The organism is Niveispirillum irakense DSM 11586, from assembly GCF_000429645.1.
Classification (GTDB): domain Bacteria; phylum Pseudomonadota; class Alphaproteobacteria; order Azospirillales; family Azospirillaceae; genus Niveispirillum; species Niveispirillum irakense.
Map to the genome: position 1 here is coordinate 24,054 of NZ_AUCG01000020.1, position 22,830 is coordinate 46,883.

The 22,830-nt window shown below is 64.1% G+C and carries 15 protein-coding genes; 10 read left to right on the top strand and 5 right to left on the bottom strand.

The genetic code is table 11. The features are described from left to right. Positions 1-406 precede the first annotated feature (406 nt). Positions 407-3,310: a TonB-dependent receptor gene (locus G473_RS0107400; RefSeq protein WP_161630953.1), complete on the top strand. Its 2,904-nt coding sequence runs from the start codon at positions 407-409 to the stop codon at positions 3,308-3,310. 162 nt (positions 3,311-3,472) lie between these two features. On the opposite strand, the gene G473_RS25615 is transcribed toward G473_RS0107400, so the two are convergent. The 4 genes from G473_RS25615 to G473_RS0107420 form a co-directional block, all read right to left on the bottom strand. Continuing rightward, the gene (locus G473_RS25615; RefSeq protein ID WP_035705988.1) at positions 3,473-5,431 is read right to left on the bottom strand and encodes a rhamnogalacturonan lyase; all 1,959 of its coding nucleotides are present in this window, start codon (positions 5,429-5,431) and stop codon (positions 3,473-3,475) included. Between the two features lie 100 nt (positions 5,432-5,531). Further along, on the bottom strand, positions 5,532-5,879 hold the full coding sequence (locus G473_RS0107410) for a GntR family transcriptional regulator (RefSeq protein WP_029012581.1): 348 nt from the start codon (positions 5,877-5,879) through the stop codon (positions 5,532-5,534). Continuing rightward, on the bottom strand, positions 5,876-6,973 hold the full coding sequence (locus tag G473_RS0107415; RefSeq protein WP_029012582.1) for an efflux RND transporter periplasmic adaptor subunit: 1,098 nt from the start codon (positions 6,971-6,973) through the stop codon (positions 5,876-5,878). The genes G473_RS0107410 and G473_RS0107415 overlap by 4 nt, the downstream gene beginning before the upstream one ends. Positions 6,974-6,999: 26 nt before the next feature. Next, positions 7,000-10,182: an efflux RND transporter permease subunit gene (locus tag G473_RS0107420; protein WP_029012583.1), complete on the bottom strand. Its 3,183-nt coding sequence runs from the start codon at positions 10,180-10,182 to the stop codon at positions 7,000-7,002. A 317-nt stretch (positions 10,183-10,499) separates the two neighbouring features. On the opposite strand from G473_RS0107420, the gene G473_RS0107425 reads away from it, so the two are divergent. From G473_RS0107425 to G473_RS25620, 6 genes are all read left to right on the top strand, one after another. After that, positions 10,500-11,237 carry a response regulator gene (locus G473_RS0107425; protein ID WP_029012584.1) on the top strand — a complete coding sequence of 246 codons (738 nt, stop codon included), beginning with the start codon at positions 10,500-10,502 and terminating at the stop codon, positions 11,235-11,237. Next, positions 11,234-12,595 (top strand): ATP-binding protein, encoded by a 1,362-nt coding sequence (locus G473_RS0107430; RefSeq protein ID WP_029012585.1) that lies wholly within the window; start codon positions 11,234-11,236, stop codon positions 12,593-12,595. Before G473_RS0107425 ends, G473_RS0107430 begins: the two co-directional genes overlap by 4 nt. A gap of 283 nt (positions 12,596-12,878) precedes the next feature. Next, positions 12,879-15,104, top strand: coding sequence for a TonB-dependent receptor (locus G473_RS0107435; protein WP_029012586.1), 2,226 nt, complete (start codon positions 12,879-12,881; stop codon positions 15,102-15,104). A 102-nt stretch (positions 15,105-15,206) separates the two neighbouring features. Then, positions 15,207-17,366, top strand: coding sequence for a S9 family peptidase (locus tag G473_RS0107440; RefSeq protein ID WP_029012587.1), 2,160 nt, complete (start codon positions 15,207-15,209; stop codon positions 17,364-17,366). 197 nt (positions 17,367-17,563) lie between these two features. Then, positions 17,564-18,511, top strand: coding sequence for a 3-keto-disaccharide hydrolase (locus tag G473_RS0107445; protein WP_029012588.1), 948 nt, complete (start codon positions 17,564-17,566; stop codon positions 18,509-18,511). Between the two features lie 14 nt (positions 18,512-18,525). After that, a complete protein-coding gene (locus G473_RS25620; RefSeq protein WP_051329990.1) occupies positions 18,526-19,395 on the top strand; it encodes a sugar phosphate isomerase/epimerase family protein in 870 nt (289 codons plus the stop codon). Here the strand turns inward: G473_RS25620 and G473_RS0107455 are convergent, their stop codons facing one another. Further along, positions 19,396-19,800 (bottom strand): acyl-CoA thioesterase, encoded by a 405-nt coding sequence (locus tag G473_RS0107455; protein ID WP_035705994.1) that lies wholly within the window; start codon positions 19,798-19,800, stop codon positions 19,396-19,398. Between the two features lie 195 nt (positions 19,801-19,995). Between G473_RS0107455 and cysE the strand changes: the two genes are divergently transcribed. From cysE to G473_RS0107475, 3 genes are all read left to right on the top strand, one after another. Beyond that, on the top strand, positions 19,996-20,835 hold the full coding sequence (gene cysE, locus G473_RS0107465; RefSeq protein ID WP_029012591.1) for a serine O-acetyltransferase: 840 nt from the start codon (positions 19,996-19,998) through the stop codon (positions 20,833-20,835). Between the two features lie 235 nt (positions 20,836-21,070). Then, the gene (locus tag G473_RS25625) at positions 21,071-21,610 is read left to right on the top strand and encodes a MarR family transcriptional regulator (RefSeq protein WP_084437815.1); all 540 of its coding nucleotides are present in this window, start codon (positions 21,071-21,073) and stop codon (positions 21,608-21,610) included. A 10-nt stretch (positions 21,611-21,620) separates the two neighbouring features. Beyond that, positions 21,621-22,805 carry a DUF2336 domain-containing protein gene (locus tag G473_RS0107475; RefSeq protein ID WP_029012592.1) on the top strand — a complete coding sequence of 395 codons (1,185 nt, stop codon included), beginning with the start codon at positions 21,621-21,623 and terminating at the stop codon, positions 22,803-22,805. Positions 22,806-22,830: the final 25 nt, after the last annotated feature.

A 22,830-nucleotide genomic window follows, 5' to 3' on the forward strand; every position in this document is an offset into this window, starting at 1 on the left:
TACGTCACCCATTAACCGACTACATCATATGTCGTCGGAGACGTAATTTTTCTTCTTTGACTTCCTCCTTACTGAAGCCCGCTGTGAACCTCATCCGTCACGCGGGCTTTTCTTTTTGCAATTTTGCAACACTAACCCAGAAGAGTCAGTTTTTGTTGTCTGTCCCAAAATATGTCATTGATTGCCACATTGTGGATGATCAATATGATAATTGACTGACGGCGACCGAAAGGCCGCAGCAACAAAATCAATCCTGGGGGAGAAACCGGCGCGTCAGGGCCGGTGGTTTTCATCACCAGCGCCTAGAAAAATCGGCAGTTCGGGGTCGAAGGGGCGCAAAGTCACCGAGTGTTGGGAGGGAACTATGTCGTACCGGAACGGTCGCGCTGTGCGGCCCGGGAAGCTGTTGTCGTGCGCCGCTGTCGGCCTGGCGCTGGCAAGCATGGGGGGAACTGCCTGGGGGCAAGCAGCCACCCAGGTTGCACAGGCCGAAGAGGCGCTCGAAGAAATCATCGTTGTTGGCACCCGCGCCAGCTTGCAGTCCGCTATCGACCGCAAGAAGAATGCCTCCACGGTCGTGGACAGCATTGTTGCCGAAGACGTTGCCTCCTTCCCCGACAAGAACGTGGGTGAAGCGCTGCAGCGTATCACCGGCGTTCAGCTCAGCCGTGCTTTCGGCGAAGGTGAGTCCGTCTCCATCCGTGGCGTCGAGCCCGACCTGAACCGCGTTGAAATCAATGGCGTTTCCGTTCTGGGTGGCGCCGGCACCGGTGGTCGTGGCGCCGATCTGCGCGACATGGCCTCGGAACTGATCAAGTCCATCGACGTGTTCAAGGGCTTCACCGCCGACATGACCGAAGGTGGCGTTGGTGGCACGGTGTCGATCCAGACCCGCCGTCCGCTGGAACTGAAGAGCACCCTGTTCTCCGTGTCCGCTGCCGGCCAGTATCTGGACCTGCAGAAGGATGTGACGCCCCGCGCCAACGTGACATATGGCGACAAGTTCATGGATGACCGCCTGGGCGTCCTGGTGAACGTCACCTATGACAAGGTCCAGACCCGCGGCGACTTCCTGCGCAATACGGAATGGGTGGCGCTGGCTGATTTCGACAATTCGCCGAACAAGACCCGCACTGTTGAGGGTTATGAGAGCTACGCGACCAAGGCATCGTGCAGCACCATCACCAACTCCGCCAACCGTACGAGCTGCCAGTCGCAGTGGAATGACCTGTCGCCACGTATTCCGCGTTACGGCATGTGGTATCGCGACGATAAGCGCGTCACCGCCATGGGTACGCTGCAATATCAGGTGACCGATAACCTCGATGTCTATGTCGACGTCAATTATAACCAGCGCGACCAGTTCCTCACCGACTATAACTACTCCATCGACCTGACCTCGGCCGCTCGTATGAGCCTGCTGAATGCAGTGGTTGATGAGAATCATAACGTCATCGAACTGACCACGGCGGCCACCGCCCCGACCTCCACCACCGGTGCCGGCAATATTTTCGGCTCCCAGATGCGTGGCTTCGATTACGAGCTGAAGTCCCATTATTACACGGGTGGCTTCAACTGGAATGGCGACCGCCTGAAGATCAACGGTTTCTATTCAACGTCTGAATCGACGATGAACAGCGACAGCAATTCAGTGTCGATCAGCGCCACGGTCCCCAGCATCCGGATCGCCCTTTCCGACAAGGGTATTCCGTCCTTCACCTTCCCGACGAACTTCGACCCCGCCAACCCCGAGACCTATCGTAACGGTGGCGCGGGCATCCAGTACCGTCCGGAAGAGGTGGAAGTCACCGAAGATGCCGCGAAGCTGGATGTCGACTATGATCTCGACCGCTGGGGCCTGACGGTTCTGGAAGCCGGTGGTCAGTGGCGCAAGACCGGTTCTCTGCGTTATGCGGGTGGTGGTTACACCGCGCTGGACGGCACCGTCGTCCCGTCCGCCAACGTCACCAGCAATGTGGCCCTGGGCACCACGACCAGTGGCCTGACCTGGTCGCCGCAGCGTCTGGTGGACTTCGTCCGCGCTGCTGCCAGCCTGACCCCGCAGAATTTCTACAAGGGTTATGGCGGCAATATCGGTAATGTGCCGCGCGGCTGGATGGCCCCGGACGTCAATGTGATTGGCGACTGGTTTGATACGTCGGGCTTCAATCACAATCTGATCCGCGAAGCCAATGGCTATGCGCAGATCCCGGCCCATGACATCAGCGAGGAAGTCAGCGCCGGCTACCTCAAGGCCAATTTCGCCTTTGATGTTGGTGATATCCCGGTGTCCGGTAACTTCGGTGTCCGTTACGTTCAGACCGACGTGACCGCGACCGGCGCCCTGACCCGCCGCGAACGGGTTGTTGTTGGCCAGACCAACACCGGCCAGCCGATCACGGAAATCCAGACGCGCGGCGTAACCTCGGTCTCGATCAACGAGAAATATTCCGACACGCTGCCGGCCTTCAACATCAGCTTCGGCCTGGTGCCGGATGAAGTCATCGTTCGCCTGGGTTATGCCAAGGTGATGGCCCGTCCGAAGCCGACCGATCTGGTGCCGTCCGCCAACTGCCTGTATGACCTGACCGGTGCCAACGAGGCGGAAAACCTGCTGGACACCTGCTCCTCGGGCAACCCGGATCTGGATCCCTATCGTGCCGACCAGTATGACCTGAATGTCGGCTGGTACATGAATGCCGACACCCTGTTGAGCGCTTCCTACTTCTATAAGGACGTGAAGAGCTTCATCCTGGCCCGTACCCTGGTCCGGAATGTGGATCTGTTCAACGATGGTGACCGCTTCGACGTGACCATGCCGATCAACGGCACCGGTGCACAGCTTGACGGTATCGAATTGTCGGCGCAGACCGCTTTCACCTTCCTGCCCTCGCCGTTTGACGGTCTGGGCGCCAGCGTCAACTACACCTACTCCCGCGCCAAGGATGTGGGTCTGGTCAACTCGCTGGACGGTTCGGACCTGCCGTTCCCCGGTCTGTCCAAGCACAGCTACAACCTGATCGCCTATTACGACAAGGATGAGTACAACGTCCGCGTCGCTTACAATGGCCGCAGCAAGTGGCTGCAAGCTGCCGCTGAACGGTCGGGCAACCCGGTCTTCCGCGACGGCACCGGCTACCTGGATGCCAAGGCCACCTACCGCGTGCCGAATTCGGGCCTGTCCTTCTTCGTGGAAGGCAAGAACCTGACCGGCGAAGCAGAGCGCACCACCTCGGGCGACGATATCCGCCTGGGCGAACTGGCTTACTCCGGCAAGCGCTACTATGTCGGCGCTTCCTATAAGTACTGATCCAATGGCGACCCCAGGCCGGTAACGGCCTGGGGAAGACAAGGGTAAAAGGCAGGGCGGCATCCGAAAGGGTGCCGCCCTTGTCGTATGGGCACGTGAAAAGGAACATGAAAAAGGCGGCGCCCGCAGGTGCCGCCTTTTCCGGTACAAGCCGCCGGATTTTTACGGCGTGCGGATATTCACCTTGGGCGGCGGCGCCATCCCGACACCCAGATAATAGCTGGTATGGGGTGGCTGGTTGTACGCCACATTCTGCCAGGCGATCCCCAGCCGGTAGACGGGATCATGCATCAGGGTGACGAAGCGGTAATCAGTCGGCCAGGGCGATACATAGATACGCAGGGCCTGATTATCCTTGGTCCGCCAGATCACCTCTTCCCGCCAGTCGCCCAGGATATCCGCTGACAAAGCCGGATTGGCCTTGGTTCCGTTGTTGGAACTCACGCCTTCCGGCGCCAACAGGGTGACTGTCTTGCCTTCCTGCCAGTCCCATTTGCTGATCTCTTCCCGGTCCAGCAACTCCCGCAGCAGATCGCCATCCCACCAGATGGCGAAATTGGTCTGGCGCGGCCGGCTGGCGGCGATCACATCGCCACGGGCACTATAGAGATTGGGGGAATTGCTGCCCCATACCTCCGCCCCCGGCGAGCGCGGATCGATATCGGCGGCCAGGCCACGCCCGGTATCCTTTTCCGCCGGCGTGGTCCACAGGATTTTGCCCGTGGCAGCGTCCAGCATCGCGGCCCCGATACCGCCATTATGGCGGACTTCCTCATGCACGCCAAACCGCTCCAGCCCCGGCCGCAACGGGTCCAGGTCGGAGACATGCAGCGCATCGCCATGGCCCAGCCGCGCCGACCAGAGGCCCTTGCCATCATCATCGACGGCCATAGAGCCATAGATGATCTCATCCCTGCCATCGCCATCCACATCGGCAACGGAGAGCTGGTGATTGCCCTGGCCGGCAAATTCCTGATTGCCGGGGGCCGCACTGTCAAACAGCCAGCGCTGGGTCAGCTTGCCGTCCCGCCAGTCCCAGGCCGCCAGCGTGCTGCGGGTATAGTAACCCCGGGCCATGACGATACTGGGCCGTTCGCCATCCAGATAGGCAACCCCGGCCAGGAACCGGTCGGACCGGTTGGCATAGCCATCACCCCACACCTCGGTCATCCGTTCCGGCGTGGGGGCATCGGTTGCATCATCACGACCGGGAAGATAGGGCTGGGTGGCCAGCGCCTTGCCGGTCGCGCCTTCAAAAACCGTCAGATATTCCGGCCCCTTGACGATACGCCCCTGCATCGGCGCCACCTTGCGCCCATCCGGCTTGGTCATCGCGCCCGTCCGGTCGGCCTGGGGCACCTCCCCGCCATCGCCGCGCCAATCGGTCTTGGCGTCACCGATCACGGTGCCGGTGCCATCGACAGTGCCGTCACTGGTCCGCACCGCCAGTTCCGCCTTGCCGTCGCCATCGAAATCATAAACCAGGAACTGGGTATAATGGGCGCCGGCCCGGATATTGGGGCCAAGATTGATGCGCCACAGATGCTCCCCCGTCAGGCGATAGGCATCCAGGATCACCGGCCCCGTATAGCCTGGAAAGGCATTATCCTTGGAGTTGGACGGGTCCCATTTCAGGATAATCTCATACTGGCCGTCGCCATCCAGATCACCGACGCTGGCATCATTGGCATTGTAGGTATAGGCCTCACCCGCAGGCGTGGTGCCGCCGGGCGGTTGCTGCAACGGCACTGTGAGATAGCCGTCCTTCAACATCAGCGCCTTGCCGGGCACGGGCTTTTCGGTCCCGCCTTGTACGATAGCCAGGGTATAATCACCCGTGCCATTCGCGCGCTTGTCGAGGAAGCTGGTTGCCCCCGTCAGCGGCTTTCCATTCAGCTTGCGGCCATCGCGATAAAGGTTGAAGGCGATGTCCGCCGGATCGGTGCCCAGCAGACGCCAGCTTACCAGCACCCCCTCCGCCGCGGGCACCGCAACCGTACCGCGGTCCAGCTTCTCCATCTGGCGCGGTGGGGTCGCGGCCTGGGCCTGCAGGGCAATGGCGGCTGTCGCCAACCCCATGGCAACTGCCACCACACGGGCGACGGGGACGAGCTTGTTCATTTCCACTCCCTGGGTTCTTTTATCGAAGGGTGGGTCACCCCCCTCCAGGTGGGAATTATAGCGACGCTTGTATGATAATTAAATTCCAATATAGGAAATATCATCCCACATTTTGGAATTTATAATCATTCTCCCTCTCCATCCGGCCGGCATTTTTAGCAACATAACTGCCGGCGCCCCGGCGGAAAACCAGCAGCCCGGTCATGGCAAGCTGTTCATACGCCATGACCACGGTCAGACGGCTGACGCCCAGCCATGTTGCCGCATCCCGGGAAGAGGGCAGCCGCGCACCCGGCCGCAGGCGCCCCTCGGCAACACAGCGCACGATACCGTCACGGATATGGGCCTGCCGGGCACCGGCGGCCGGGAGCGGATCTGTCCAGATATCCCTGGCCGCCAGGGTTGGCGGCCGGCGGGAGGGGCGGTTCACGCTTTCAACAACAGTCACGAACTGGGTCCTCCATCGGTCAACAGGCTGTTCGGGTTCAGCATCAGCTCTTCATTCCCATCCAGGCCAGACAGCACCTCGACCTGGGGGCCGAGATTGCGCCCCAGCGATACGGGCAGAAAATGGACATGGCCGTCGCGGAGCGCGGCGACATGGGGCTGGCCTTCCCGCGTCACCAGGGCGGCCAGGGAAATGCGCAGCGGGCGTGATGTGCTGTCGGTCAGTTCCAGCGTGCCGGCCATGCCGGCGGGAATGGCGGCATCGGGGTTATCCATCTCCGCTTCCACCCGCATGGTACCGGTCGTGCGGTCGATCAGGCCGGCCGTGCGGGCGACCTTGGCGTCAAAGGATTGGCTGGGAAATTCCGGGAACCCCACCTTGACCACCGCCCCCGGTACCAGGGACCGCACCGTGCTTTGCGGCGCGTCGATCACCACGCGCAGCCGGTCCACCCGGGCAATGCGAAACAGCGGCGCGCCGCTGCCCGGCTGGTCGCCGGCCACCAGATCGCCCCGTTCCACCAGCCGCTCCACCACAACCCCGTCAAACGGGGCGCGAACCTCCCGGAAGGCCAACTGCTCCTGGATACGGGCCAGATCGGCCGCCACGGCATCGCGGCTGGCCTCGGCGCTGGCGGCCTCCGCCTGACGCTGGTCCAGTATGGCACGGCTGACATGGCCCTGGGTCACCAGCGGCTCCGTCCGGCGCAGATTGGCAGCGGCCAGCCGCACCTGGGCTTCCGCCTCCGCCAGGGCCGCCCGCAGCCGCTGCTGTTCCCGCACCTGTTCCGGTGCCTCGATCAAGGCCAGCACCTGCCCGGCCTTGACCCGGTCACCGATCTCTGCCCGGCGTTCACCGACAAAGCCGGCCAGACGGGCATGGATGGCGGCTTCCTCCTCCGGCGCCACACTGATCGGCAGGCGGATGGTGGCGGCCTCCGCCGGTCGCACCGGCTTGGCCACGCGCGGCTTCGGGGCCAGGGCAGCCGCCGGGGCAGGCTGGGCGGTGACCAGGGGTGATTGCCAGATGGCAGCGGCAAGCGCCATACCGGCCATGCCCCCCAGCAGCAGGGCAATGTTCCTTTTGCGCATCATCGACATCCTTGGAAACAAGCTCCTGTTCATTCAGCCGGGACCGGGGCCGGTATCGACCGGGCACCGGTGGCCAGGGCACTGGCATAGCGCCGGGCCAGCAGGGTGAAAAGGATGGGAACCAGGGTCAGCGTGGCCGGCGTCGCCAGCAGCAAGCCGCCGATCACGGCCCGGGCCAGGGGCGCATTCTGCTCACCGCCCTCCCCCATCGCCACAGCCATGGGCAGCATGCCGACCAGCATGGCGGTGGCGGTCATCAGCACCGGGCGGATACGGGCGCGGATGGCATCAAGGGCGGCTTCCATCACCCCCGCCCCCTGTTCCAGCCGGTCGCGGGCAAAGCTGACCACCAGCACGGAATTGGCCGTGGACACGCCGACCACCATGATCAGTCCCATCAGGGCGGGCACGGAAATGGTGGTGCCGGTCACGGCCAGCCCCAGCGCCGCACCAGCCACGGCCAGCGGGAAGGCGCCCATGCTGGCCAGCGGCAGGGCCCAGCTCTGGAAATTCACCACCATCACCAGATAGACCAGCAGCAGGGCCACGGCCAGCCCACCAGCCAGATCGGCATAGGCGGCCTGCATGGCGGCGGCTTGGCCCTGCAAAGTGACAGTGTTGCCGGGCTTCAGCGTGCCCCGCATCTCCGCCACCAATCCTTCCACCCCGGCAATCACACCGGCCAGATCATGGCCCGGCGCCACCCCGACCAGCAGATTGACCAGCGGCATCATGGTGGCGCGGCTGACGGAAGCGGAAGTCTTCTGCTCCGTGATCGTGGCGAGGTTGCGCAGCAAAACCTGCCCCCCCGCAGCCCCTGCCGCGCGCACCGGTGTGTTCAACACATCCTCGGCCCGGCCAATCCGGTCCGGCGGCACCTGCACGGCGACAATGTAACTGGTGCCGGCATCGGCCCAATAGATTGGCGTCACGGTGCCGCTGCCGGACAGGGAGATCAGCAGCGCATTGGCGACATCCTGCATCGTCACGCCCAACTGTGCCGCCCGCACCCGGTCCACAGTGACACGCACATCGGGCCAGTCGGTGATCTGACGCAGGGTGACATCCGCCGCCCCTGGCACTTCCCGCCGCACCCGTTCCGCCAACTGGCGGACGAAGGCCAGATTGCCAGCCACGTCGCGACCGGCAATGCGGACATCAATGGCCGCCGCCGCACTGCCATTCAGCGTCTGGCCGACAATATCGGCCGGGCGGAACAGGGCCGTCACCTGGGGGAACCGGTCGGCCAGCATGGCGCGGATCGCCTGTTCATAGCCGGGCGTGGGGCCATGGCCGGGATTAAGCTGGATCAGCATCTCCCCCTCCCCCGGCGTGACGGTGAAACTATCGACCCAGGCCAGGTTCACCGGGTCGGAGGTGCCGATATTCTCCACCACCACCCCCAGCTCCGCTGCCGGGATGATGGTGCGGATGTCGCGTTGGATATCAGCGAACAGGCTGGCCGCCTCCTCCACCCGCGTGCCGGCGGGGGCACGCAGATGCAGGCGCAGGGTGCCCGCATCCACGGTGGGGAAGAAGTCGCGCCCCAGTTGGGCGCCAACCCCCAGGCCGCCTGCCACAATAACCAGCGCCAGCCCCAGGACCACCACCCGGTGCCGGGCGGCCCAGGCCACGCGGGCCACCTGCCCGTCGCGCACCTTGTCCAGCCCGTGTTCCACCCGATGATGCATCGCCTCCAGCCAGCCGCCCCGGCCGGCGGCACGGGCCGCCACTTCCGCCGGCAACAGCAGGAAGGCCAGCGTCGGCACCAGGGTGCGCGACAGAATGAAGGATGCCGCCATGGAGATAACAACCGCCAGGGCCAGCGGCCGGAACACATAGGCGGAGATGCCCGTCATCATGAATACCGGCACGAAAACGATACAGATGCATAAGGTGGAGACGAATTCCGGGAACACCACCTGCTGCGCGCTGTCCAGCACGGCCTGACGCACGCTCTTGCCCATGGCGATGTTGCGGTTGGTGTTCTCAATCTCCACCATCGCATTATCGACCAGGATACCGATGGCCAGCATCAGCCCGCCCAGCGTCATCAGGTTCAACGTATGGCCCAGCGCGTTCAGCCCGGCCACCGCCACCATGATCGACAGCGGGATGGAGGTCAGCACGATGGCGGTACTGCGGGCACTGCCCAGGAAAACCAGCACCAGCACACCGACCAATGCCGCCACCAGCGCCCCTTCATGCAGCACCGCATCCACAGCGGCCCGGACGAACAGGGACTGGTCGAAGATCGGCTCGATCCGCATCCCTTCCGGGGCTGCGGCCCGCATCTCCGGCAGCTTGGCCAGCAACTGGTCAACGATCTCCACCGTGGAGGCATCGCCCAGCTTCATCAGGGACACGGTGACGCCCGCCGCGCCATCGACACGGGCGACATTGGTCTGCGGGGCGCCGCCATCGCGGACATTGGCGACATCACGCAGGAACAGCACCCGCCCATCCACCGCGCGCAGCGGCAGGTTGTTGAAAGACTCCACCGTCTCCGGGCCGCCATTCAGGCTGACATAGGCTTCGCGCCCATCCTCCCGCAATGTACCCGATGGCAGGGTCAGGTTCTGCGCCGCGACGGCGCGCGACACATCCGCCGGGGTCAAGCCATAGGAACGCATCCGGTCCGGGTCCAGATCAACCATGATCTGGCGGGCCGTGCCGCCATAGGGCAGGGTCAGCCGCACGCCGGGGATGGATTGGATCTGGCCGCGCAGGGCCAGCCGGGCATAATCATAAAGCTGGCTTTCCGTCATGCTGTCAGATGACAGGGCCAACTGGATGATCGGCACACTGCCGGTCTGGCTGCGCACCACCAGCGGCGGCGTCATACCCGCCGGCATGCGGCGCAGAATGGTCTGCGACACGCCGGTCACCTGGGCCAGGGCCAGATCAATCTCCACCTCCGGCTGGAATTCCACCTTGACGATGCCCACACCGTTCGACGTTTCCGACGCGACGGACCGGACATTATCGACATTGTTCAGGATGGAGATTTCACTGAAGGAGGTGACCTTGGCCGCCATTTCCTGCGGGTTCAGCCCCTGATAGGTCCAGACAACGGTGATGGCGGGGATATCGATGCCGGGCAGGATATCCGTCGGCATCCGCCGCGCGGCTCCCAATCCCAGCAACAGGGCCAGAATGGCCATCACCGCAATCGTGTATGGACGACGAAGCGCATAGGCGACGATCCACATCGGGCGTTCCTGATCACAGGGCGGCCGATCCGATCAACGGATAGCGGCCGCGACAATAGTGGATGAAAGGTCCGACCGCCCTTTGCGGGCAGGAGATCGGGGTCCGGCCAGAGCCCCAGGGTAAAGGGGGGGAGGGAGCCCCGGCCGGACCGTCGGTGTGCAACGCAGCACCGATGGCCCTTTATGGCGGGCGTTTGTCGCAAGGCTTTGTCGGGAATGGCCCTTTCGCATGTCGGTTTTTCACAAGGGCCGGCGATTGACGCACTTTGGTACAATTAGCGTCTCGACAGGGGCCGGGGGCGTGCCACTCTCCGCCCATGCCGACCGAAATCGATGCCCATATCCTGCTGGTCGATGACCATGAGGAAATCCGCGAGATGCTGGGGCGCTACCTGCGCCGCCATGGCATTCAGGTAACGACGGCGGAAGATGCCGCCGCGGCCCGGCGGGCCTTGCGCACATCCTCCCCCGATCTGGTGCTGCTGGACATCATGATGCCGGGGGAGGATGGGCTGAGCCTGTGCCGGCACCTGCGGGAAAATTCCGACTTGCCCATCATCCTGCTGACCGCGGTGGATGAAGCGACGGACCGTATCCTGGGGCTGGAGATGGGGGCCGATGATTATGTCACGAAGCCTTTCGAGCCGCGGGAACTGCTGGCCCGTATCCGCGCGGTGCTGCGCCGGGCCCAATCCCTGCCCGTGACCGTGGCCCGGCGGCGACAGGAACCGGGTGAAAGCCTTTATTTCAGCGGATGGATGCTGGATCTGGGCCGGCGGGAATTGAGCGGACCGGATGGGGTCGCCGTCTCGCTCTCCACGTCCGAATTCCTGCTGCTGGAAGCCTTCGCCCGCCATCCCAAGATGGTGTTGAGCCGCGACCAGTTGATGGATTTGACCAAGGGGCGCGGGGCCGAAAATTTCGACCGGTCGGTCGATAATCAGGTCAGCCGCCTGCGCCGCAAGGTGGAGGCCGATCCCCGCAACCCGACCCTGATCAAAACTGTCTGGGGTGGGGGCTATTGCTTCGCCGCCGATGTCAGGAGCGCATCATGAAGGCGTTTCGGCTTCTGGACCGGTTATTCCCCCGCACCCTGTTCATGCAGATGGTCGTGCTGCTGGCCGTTGCCGTGTGCGGCGGCAAGTTGGGAAGCTGGTACGTGCTGATGGAGGATCGGGCCTTCGCCGTCCAGCAGATGCATGTCAATGACACCATGGCCCGGATTGCCGCCACGGTCCGGCTGATCACGGCGGCACCCGATACGCGGGAGATGGTGCTGGAAGCCGCCAATAGCCGGGAATTCCGCTTCGGGATCGGCACGGAGACGCGGATTGAGCCGTGGATGATGACGCCGGAATCCATTGCCGCCGCCCAGCGCCTTCAAGACCTGATCGGCCCGGTGGCGCGGGATGTGCGGGTGAAGATGCTGCGTAAAGGGGAGGCGGGGGACGGGCCGGAGGATGTGGCCGCCGTGGCCATGAAGGTCTCTGTGGAACTGTCACCCGGTGTCTGGCTGAACGCAGCAACCTATCAGGCAATCAACCCGCCCGGCTATTGGCGGGCGCTGCTGATCTCCACCCTGATTTCGGTCCTGGTCGTCTCCCTGGTCGCCTTCTTCATCTCCCGCCGGATCGCCCGCCCTTTACGCGCGCTGGCTGGGGCCGCGGAACGGCTGGGCCGGGGCGAGAATGTCGAAGCCCTGAACGAGTGTGACGGCCCGCAGGAGGTGCGGCGCACCGCCGCCGCCTTCAACGCCATGGGCGCGCGGTTGCGCCGCTTTGTGACCGACCGTACCCGCATGCTGGCCGCTGTCAGCCATGATCTGCGCACCCCGCTGACCAATCTGCGTCTGCGGGTGGAGATGCTGGATGACGAGGAAACCCGGGCCCGCATGCTGGATACGCTGGATGAATTGCGGCAGACGGCGGAAACCATGCTGGCCCTGGCACGGGAGGAAGCGTCGGAGGAGCCGCGCGCCGCCGATCTCGCCTCCCTGGTTGATAGTGTCTGCACCGATCTGGCGGAATCGGGCCAACCGGTCACCTGCGCGCCTGCGCCCAAAACCCCCATCATCTGCCGGCCTGTGGCGCTGCGCCGTATCATCCGCAATCTGGTGGAAAATGCTGTCGCCTATGGCGGGGTGGCGCGCGTGGCAGTGACGCGGGAAGAAGGAATGGTCTGCGTGACCGTGGATGATGACGGCCCCGGCATTCCTGAAGAAGAGCGGGAGCGGGTTTTCGAGCCGTTTGTCCGGTTGGAGAAGTCACGCAACCGGCGCACAGGCGGGGCGGGACTGGGCCTGTCCATCGCCCGCTCGCTGGCACATGCCCATGGTGGGAATATTACGCTGCACCGCCGAGAAGAAGGTGGTCTGCGGGCCATGCTGTGCCTGCCGGTGCAACATACCCCGTGAAGGGAAGCCCCCTGGAAAGACCAACCATCGTATCCGGGCCAAGTCTTGTCGCGGAATCTTGGTTAAATACCGGGGCGATATACGGATAAACAACCCCGAAGATTGCTGGACGATATTTTATGCAATCAATACCGTCACGCTTGCGCTCTTTTCTTTCTGTCCTTGGCCCGATCGCGTTAATAAATGACCCCCAAGGACGCGCCGGGCCGGAAGGGAGAGCCTAGGCTAAACGCTGTGAGTGGCCGGTCCACGGCCCGAAAGCAGAATGACAGGGGGCCTACCCATGAGCAGCTCAAAGGCGCTTCGCGCCCTTCTTTTCGCCGGCGTGGCCGGCAGCATGATGGCCGGTCCGGCCTTCGCCCAGGACGCAGGCGGCAGCCTGATCCTGGAAGAGATCATCGTTACCGCGACCAAGCGCCAGGAAAGTGTGCGCGATGTGTCGGGCGGCATCAGTGCCGTCACCGGCGCGCAACTGGAAGCCATCGGCGCCCAGAGCTTCGCCGACTATATCCAGCGCACGCCCGGCGTGGTCTTCAACGACTATCGTCCCGGCACCTCCCATGTCGTGATCCGTGGCGTGGCCACCAATTCCGGCAATGTGCAGGGCCAGGGCACGACCGGCTATTACATCAACGAAGTGCCGCTGACCGAGCCGGGCTGGACCATCGTGATCCCCGATGTCGACGCGTTCGATGTCAGCCGGGTGGAAGTGCTGCGCGGTCCGCAGGGCTCCCTCTTCGGGTCCGCCTCCATGGGTGGCGCCATCAATTATATCGCCAACAAGGCTGACAGTTCTGCCCTGGACATGGCGGTGGAAACCACCCTGTCCAAGACCAAGAATGCCGATGTCGGCTACACGATGAAGGGCATGCTGAACGTGCCCGTGGTCGAAGATAAGCTGGCCGTGCGCGCCGTCGGCTCCTTCCGCCGCGACCAGGGCTTCATCGACAATCTGGGCATCAACCGCGAAGGCTCCAACGATGCCGCCATCGGTGGCGGCCGCCTGTCCGTGGTCTGGACCCCGGACGATCTGACGGAAGTGTCCTGGCTGAGCCTGTATCAGCAGACCGATGTTGATGACGCGCCCTATCAGAACCCGACCGTGGGCGAGCTGAAGCGCCGCACCCCCTTGGCGGAGCCGAACAAGACCGATGTTGAAATCCACTCCCTGCGCGTGGACCGGGATCTGGGCTTCGCCACGCTGACGGCACTTGGCGCCTACCAGAAGAAAAGCCAGGATTTCATCTTCGACTTCACATCCTATCGCGATGCCTATAACGCCGATCTGGGCCTGAACCTGACCAGCCCGCTCTATATCGGCAGCGGCGGTGACAGCAAGGGCAAGAGCGCGGAACTGCGCCTGGCCTCCAACGGCGATGGCCCGCTGAAATGGCTGGTCGGCGGCATGTATTTCAAGACCGACAAGAACCTGTATGAAGGGTTGGGTGCCACCAGCGGCGTGCAGGCCGCGTTCGACGCCTCGCCGCTCTATGGCCCGGGCAAGGGCGCTATCATCGCCCCCGATGGCCGCATCTTCAACGCCTTCTATACCGACCTGGATGGCGAGGAATCGGCCCTGTTCGGTGAAGCCAGCTACAATTTCACCCCGGAATGGAAGCTGACGGTCGGCGGTCGCCTGTTCGAGACCAAGGTCACCGAAACGGCGACCTCCTCGGGCTTCTCCGCCTACCCGACCCCGGCCGCCCCGGCCGTGACGACGACGAAGGAAGATGGCTTCACGCCGAAGGCGTCGCTGACCTACACGCCATCGCGTGATTTCATGGTTTATGGTCTGTATTCGGAAGGCTTCCGTTTCGGCACGCCGAATACCCAGGGCCTGTCCACCTTCCCCATCCCCAGCGGTTCCAAGAGCGACTCTTTGAAGAACTATGAGCTGGGTGTTCGGACCACGCATCTGGACGGGGCGCTGCAGCTTGACCTGACAGCCTTCTATATCGACTGGACGGATATCCAGCTCCGCGTCCAGACGCCGGATAATTTCAACTACGCTTCCAACGGCGGTGCGGCGGATATCAAGGGTCTGGAATTCACCGGTTCCTGGCACGCCACCGACAATCTGGACCTGCAGACCTCCATCACCTACATGGAAGCCCGCCTGAAGGAAGACCTGTTCATCCTGTGGTACGGCACGGCGCCGAAGGGCTCGCAATTGGCCGGCTCTGCCGACTGGTCGATTTCCAACACGGTCTTCTACCAGTTCGAAGCCAATTATGAGCCGACCCTGACCCTGTCGCACCGCTATCTGTCCAAGGGTATCAGCGACATGAACTCCGCCGTGCCGGGGGCAACCCCGAACAAGCAGGGTGGCTACAACATCTTCGACGCCCGCCTGGGCGCCAGCCTGGGCACCACGCATGTCAGCGTGTTCGCCAACAACATCACCGACGAGCGGGGCGTGACCCTGACCGCCATCTCCGACAGCGGTGGTTATAACCAGGGCCTGGTCCGGCCGCGCACCTTCGGTGTGACCTTCGGCTGGTCGATGTAAGTTCTGGTATGAGAAATGGCGCGGGGTTTCGGTCCCGCGCCATTTTCATTTTGGCTTTGGCCGTTCCCGCGGATGGACGGCCCCGGATCATAAGGGATTTCCATGCGGCGGCGATTTTTCCTGCAAACGGCGATGGCAACCTCCCTGCTGGCCCTGGCCGGCTGCGGCACCACACCCAAGGCCGCCATCGGCCCCACGCCGCCGCGTCCCATCAAACGGCCCAAGCGCATTGTGCAGTTGGGCCGCACCCGCATCGACAATTACGCCTGGCTGCGTGATGCCAACTGGGCACAGGTATCCCGTGATACCAGCCTGCTGAACCCGGAAATCCGCGCCCATCTGGATGCGGAAAACGCCTATGCCGATGCGCTGCTGGCCCCCACCCAGGCGCGACAGGATTTCTATGCCCGCCAGATGATGGCCCTGACCGGCACCGGTGCCGCCCCCCTGGCCGTGCCGGATGGGGATTGGGAATATTACACCTATGTCCGGCCGGGGGAGGATCATCCCGTCCATGCCCGCCGCCCCCGGGGTGGCGGGGCGGAACAGATTCTGCTGGATGAGCAGGAGCGCGCGCGCGGCCATGCCTATTACCGGCTGGCGGAAGCGACCCACAGCCCCGATCATCGGTTCTACCTGTGGGCGGAGGATCTGGAAGGGGGCGACCGTCACCGCATCTGCGTGCGCAACCTGGAAACGGGCGGCATCACCACCACGCCCAATGCCGATGCCTATGGCTATAACGGGGTGATCTTCTCCCCCTGCTCCCGCTTTGTGTTCTGGATCTGGCGCGACCCGCTCAGCCGCCCGACCCGCGTCTATCGCCGCCCTGTGACGGGGGGTGCGGATGTGCTGGTCTATGCGGAAAAAGACCCGGCCTTGTTCATGTCCGTGGGGCGCACCGCATCCAACCGCTATGCCTTCATCCATATTCTGGGCCCGGATGTGGATGAGGTGCGTCTGATCCCGGCGAAGGAACCGACCGCCGAGCCCATCTTGATGGAGCCGCGCCAGCCCGGCCTGCATTACCGGGTAGAAGATTGGGATGGTGACCTGATCATCCTGACCGATGCCGATGGCGCCGTGGATGGCAAGCTGATGCGGGCCAGCCCTGGCCAGCCGGGCCGCGCCCATTGGCGGGAATGGGTCGCCCACCAGCCCGGCCGCCATATCATGGAAATCCGCGCCTTCCGCGACCATTTCGTGCGGCTGGAGCGGGTGGATGCCAAACCCATCGTCACCGTGACCGACCGGGCCGGCAAGGACAGCACCATCGGGTTCGATGAGCCGGCCTATGCCCTGTCGCTGGAAAAGCTGCAGGAACATGATGGCAGCCTGCTGCGCCTGATCTACCAGTCCCCGCGCCAGCCCCGCCAATGGCTGGAGCAGGATATGGCCAGCGGCCAGCGCCGCGTGCTGCAGGCGGAAAGTGCGGGGCCCGGCTTCTCCCCCGACAAGTACGAAATCGTCCGCCTGGATGCCCCGGCCCCCGATGGCGCGCTGGTGCCGGTCACCGTGCTGATGCGCAAGGGGACAAAGCTCGACGGGTCCAACCCGCTGCTGATCTATTCCTACGGTGCCTATGGCATCTCCTCGGAAGCGGAATTCTCCATCCCCGCCCTGGCGCTGGTGGACCAGGGCTGGGTCTATGCCATCGCCCATATCCGGGGCGGGTCGGAACGGGGGCGCAACTGGTTCCTGGAAGGGCGCCGCTTCCAGAAGAAGAACAGCTATACCGACTTCATCGCCGCCGCCGAGCATCTGATCGCCAAGGGCTATACAAGGCGGCAGCGCGTTGTGGCCTATGGCCTGTCGGCAGGCGGGCTACTGATGGGCGGCATCGCCAATCTGCGCCCCGATCTGTGGGGCGGGATCATCGCCCAGGTGCCGTTTGTCGATATGTTGAACACGATGAGCGATGCCGATCATCCGCTGGTGCCGGCCTTCCGGCCCGACTGGGGTGACCCGCTGGCCGATCCGGAGGCCTATGATTACATCCTCTCCATCTCGCCTTATGAGAATGTGACGGCCCAGGCCTATCCGCCGACCCTGGCCACCGCCGGCATTCGCGATGACCGCGTCTCTTACTGGGAAGCGGCGAAATGGGTGGCGGCCCTGCGCGAACATACGACCGGCAAAGCACCCATCCTGTTCCGCATCAACATGGCCGCCGGCCACCAGAGCGCGGCGGGCCTCTCCGACCAATATGGCCAGATGGCCTTGTTCTGGGCTTTCGCGGAACAGGCGCTGGACTGGGTGTGAACCTAACCTTCCTTGATCGTTACCGATCAAGGAAGGTTTTGCTTTCCCTCACGCGCCGGACGGCGGCCCGGCGCGTGAGGGTCGGCTTGATGATAACCGATAGGCCAACCTGTTTGCACCCATCGCCCCGATAGGGTACAAAACTCCCTAAGCAATGACAGCGTTGTCAAATTCAACGCCGCGGCGGGAGGAATGGAATGATGGGACGGATGCTCGCAACCCTGGCCCTGGCTTGCCTTATGGCCAGCCCGGCTGCCCTGGCCCAGACGGAACCGATGGATGCGGCACAGGCCGCCGCCATCAAGGGCGATCCGCCTTTCGTGGCCCCGAAACTCACCCTCACCGATATTCCAGCCCCGGCGGGACCGGCGGTCAGCCTGTTCAATGGCCGCGATCTGGCGGGCTGGGATACATGGCTGGGCTATGAAGATCCGGCGCTGACCTTCAAGAAAACCGATGCCCCCACCTATGGGCTGAACCAGGACCGGTTCGGCGTTTTCTCCGTCGTGACGGAGGATGGGGCCCCGGCCCTTTTCATCACCGGCACCACCTGGGGCGGCATCGTCCACCAGGGCACCTATGGCGATTACCATCTGCGGCTGGAATATAAATGGGGCCGCAACCGGCACCCGCCGCGCGCGAACCTGCCGCATAATAACGGCCTGCTCTACCATTCCCACGGTGCGCCCGGCGCCGTGTTCGGAAGCTGGATGGCGGCGGTGGAGTTCGAGATCATGCTGGGGTCGGTCGGCATGGTGGTGCCGGTGGGCACCCATGTCGGGATCAAGACCAAGGCCGGTTATGACCCCACCATCATCTATCCCATGCGCCGCTTCATGCCCCAGGGGCGGGAAGTGAGCGTGGAACAGCCGGCCTGGAATGTGGAAGCCGCCACGGACGCGGAAAAGCCGGTGGGGGAATGGAATGTGCTGGATCTCTATGTGCTGGGTGACCGGGCGATCCATGTCGTCAACGGCGTGCCGGTGATGGAGGTCTGGAACCTGACCCGCGCCGATGGCCCGGATGGCAAGCCACAACCCTTGACGCAGGGGCATATCCAGCTTCAATCAGAAGGGGCGGACACCTATTTCCGCAATATCACGCTGTCCCCGATCCGCAGCCTGCCGCGGATCGTCGCGCAGTGAACGGGAGAATGGGAATGTCGCTGCGTCTGTCGCTTATCGCCCTGCTGCTCTCGGCCCTCTCTCCGCTGGCGGCCCACGCCGCCCGCCCGGTAGCCGAGGAAAAGCTGGCCGTCCAGCTTTACAGCCTGCACCAAGGGGTGACCCGCGACCTGCCGGCCACGCTGGCAACCATCAAGGGCATGGGGCTCAACCGGGTGGAGCTTTATCCCCTACCCAACCGGTCTGCCACCGATCTGCGCAAGGCGCTGGATGAAGCGGGACTGACCGCCATCGGGACGCATATCGCCCTGAGCGATCTGGAACTGACCGCCCTGCCGGCCACCATCGAGCGGGCAAAGACCCTGGGCGTTGGCTATATCGGGGTCGCCTGGATACGCCCGGCAGGGAAATCGGCCCCGGATGCCGCCGATATTGACCGGGTGGCCGCCCTTTACAATGCCGCCTGTCCCGCCCTGCGGGAGGCCGGGCTGGGGCTGATGTACCATATCCATGGGTATGAACTGGCCCAAGGCCCGGACGGCACCCTGTTCGACCGGCTGATGGCCGGAACCGATCCGGCCTGCGTGAGTGTGGAGATGGATGCCTTCTGGGTGGCCAAGGCTGGCGCCGACCCGGTGGCCCTGCTCCAGCGCTACCCTGACCGTATCCGCATGCTGCACCTGAAGGACCTGCGCGCCGGTGCGGCCCGCAGCGAAAATGGGCAGGCGGACAAGGGCGATTTCATGCCCGTGGGCGAAGGCTCCATCGACTGGCCGACCCTGCTGGCCGCTGCCGGGCAGGTGGAATGGCTGGTGCTGGAGGATGAAAGCGCCCAGGCCGCCGACCATCTCCGCCGCTCCCTGGCGTGGCTGCGGGGGGAGAAGGCGGCGGCACCGGCGCCCTGATCAGCCCTCCGCCGGCGGCACCGGGCGGGGGCGGCCATTCTCATCAATGGCGACAAAGGTGAACAGGGCTTCCGTCACCTTGAAGCGCTGCTCCCCATGGCGGGCGCGGCGCCAGGCATCGACATGGATTTTCATGGAGGTGCGGCCAACCTGGATGATGTCGGCATAAAGGCTGACCTCATCCCCCACCAGCACGGGACGGTGGAACACCATGCCATCCACGGCGATGGTGGCGCAGCGGCCCTGGGCGCGCCGGGCGGCGGCATTGCCGGCGGCCAAGTCCATCTGCGCCATCAGCCAGCCGCCGAAAATATCGCCTGACGGATTGGTATCCGCCGGCATGGCAATGGTCCGCACCACCGGCTCCACCGGGCAGCCATTTTCCGTCACGCTTTCCCCGCTCATGTCCCCATTCCCTTTATCCGCCCGTCGGTTACCGCGATCATGCCGAAGCCGCGCGGAATGGTCGAGCGATGCGTTCCGCCATCCACGCCCATGGCACCCATGTGCAGCATCCGGGGCAATAGCGCTTGCACGCGGGCGCGACGATGATCAAATAGCCCCTTAATACCGCTGCCCCCGACCCGAGGCCATTTACGCATGTCCATCCGCGCGACCTACAGCCCGACACCGGTGCCGCATGTCGATCCGATCTGGGCCTCCTTGCGGGAAGAGGCGAGCCGGGCCGTGGCCGATGAGCCTTTGATGGCCAGCCTGTTTTATGGCGCCATCCTGAACCAGCCATCCCTGGAACTGGCGGTGATCCACCGGATCGCCACCCGTCTGGCCCATACCGACATGCCGGGCGAATTGCTGGTCCAGGCTTTCACCGCCGCCCTGGATGCGGAACCGGAACTGGGGCAGGTCTTCCGCGCCGATATCGCCGCCGTGCTTGATCGCGATCCGGCTTGCAGCCGGCATATTGAACCGGTCCTGTATTTCAAGGGCTTCCAGGCGCTGGAAACCCATCGCATGGCCCATCGCCTGTGGCAGCAGGGCCGCCGCGACATCGCCTATTACCTGCAGAGCCGGTCTTCGGTGGTCTTCGGGGTCGATATCCACCCCGCCGCCCGCTTCGGGCGCGGGGTCATGATCGACCATGCCACCGGCGTGGTGGTGGGGGAGACGGCCGTGGTCGGCGATAATGTCTCCATGCTGCACGGGGTCAATCTGGGCGGCAATGGCAAGGAACATGGCGACCGCCATCCCAAGATCGGGTCCGGCGTGCTGCTGGGGGCCAATGCCAAGGTGCTGGGCAATATCCGCATCGGGGATTGCGCGCGCATCGCTGCCGGCTCCGTTGTCCTGCGTGATGTGCCGCCCTGCGTCACCGTCGCCGGCGTTCCGGCCAAGGTGGTGGGCGAAGCCGGCTGCGCCAACCCGGCCCGCGTCATGGACCATGTGTTCGCCGATTACCTGGATGTGGGCGCCGATATCTGATCCGCCCACCCGCCATGGCTGCGGCAAAGGATGGTCCCATCCCGGCCATTATCCTTTCGGAATATCCCGGATGCGGGGTGTCTCTCTGAACATCAGATATCCTTGCAGAAACCCGGTTCCGGGTTAAGGTAGCCTCGTGTCGGGATGTGCCGCCGGCTGGACCGCAAGAATGAGGTCAAGAATGCAGGACCAGAAGGGGTCGCGAATGAAGGCCGGCGAAGAAGGATTTGGGACGATGATCAGATTACCCCGTCTGGCCGAGCGGACGGCCGGGACCGGCGACGGCGCCGGCAACCAGGCGGTGACCAGCGAAGTGGCACTTTACCGTGATATCGCGCGCGTCATCGACCATATGCAACGCCGCCTGCATGATGTGGTGCGGGTGGAACTGGGCCGGGTCGGGGTGGATGATATCAGCCCGATGCAGGTGCTGATGCTGCTGAATATCGGGGAGGATGAATTGTCCGTCCGCGATCTGATGGAGCGCGGCTATTATCTTGGTTCCAACGCCAGCTATAATCTGAAGCATCTGGTCGAACAGGGCTATGTTGACCGCGCGGCCTCGCAGCGCGACCGCCGCGCAGCCCGGCTGCGTTTGTCGGAAAAGGGCCAATGGCTCTGCACCCAGATCGGCAAGCTGGAAGACCGGCATGCCACCCAGCTTCTGCGGGGGCCGGCAGATGCCGCCGACCTGGAAACCACCTATCGCATGCTGCGCCGGCTGGAGCGGATGTGGGGCGATGTGGTCCGCTATGACAGCCGCGGCCAAGACTGACCCCGCCACCATGCCCCCCGCGCCAGGCGACGTTGAGGCACCGCCCCGTCCCATCATCCGTGCGCGCCTGACCAGCAGCGATGTTGATCGCCTGCTGCGCCAGCCCGGTGCTGAATCCCGCATCGGCACCATGGCCAAGCTGGTCACGGAGATGGAAGAAGGCAGCCTGACCACCACGGAACAGCGGCTGGCGCTGGAGGTGCTGCACGCCTTCGCATCGGATGCGGAGATGGAAGTGCGGGCCGCCGTGGCCTGGCAGATCCATAACAGCCCGGTATTGACCGCCGACATGGCCGAACGGCTGGTGCGTGACGTCGCACAGGTGGCGGTGCCCATCCTGAAATATGTGGAATGGCTGCCCGAACAGTTGCTGCTGGAAGTGGTGGCCGAGCGCGACTCGCAGAAGCAGCTTGCCATTGCCGGTCGCCGCACCGTATCCGCCGCCGTATCCGCCGCCCTGGTGGAGACCGGCAATGTGGTCACCGTCATGCACCTGCTGCGCAATCGCGGCGCGGCGGTGAAGGCGGCCACGCTGGGTCGGGCAGCCGAGCGGTTTGGCCAGTTCCGCAACATTGCCGACAGTATCGCTGCCCGGCCAGACATCACCTTGTCGATCGTGGAGCGCATGATTGCGCTGGTGTCGGAAGATGTGCGCGAACAATTGATCCGCGACCATGGGATTGAGCCCGCACTGGCCCAACGGCTGGCCCAGGGCGGGCGGGAAGCGGCGACGCTGCGCCTGCTGCAGCCACTGCTGCTTTCCCGCCAGGATGCGGAGATGGTGGCCAAACACCTGCGCCGGCAGGGGCGTTTGACACCGCAGGTACTGTTCCGCGCCTTATGCGCTGGCGATCTGGAATTGTTCGTGGCCGGGATGGCGGCACGGGCCAACATCACCCCGCAGGCCGCCGCCATCCTGGCCTGGGATGATGGCATCCTGGGCTTGCATTGCCTGATGGACGCTGCCACCATCCCCCCGGCCCTGCTTTCCCCCTTCCGCGCCGCGCAACAGGTTGCCCTGGACAGCGATTACGTGTCAGGCGGATGCGGGCGGGAGCGGTTCCAGGTTCTGGTGCTGGAGACATTGTTCGACCGTTTCGCCGGTACTGCCGAGCGGGAGGTGGATGAGTTGCTGATGCAGATCGCCGACCAGCCGGGACTGGACATCAACGCACTGTTGCCGATGCGCGCCTGACCCCCGGACGGGAATAGCGGAACGC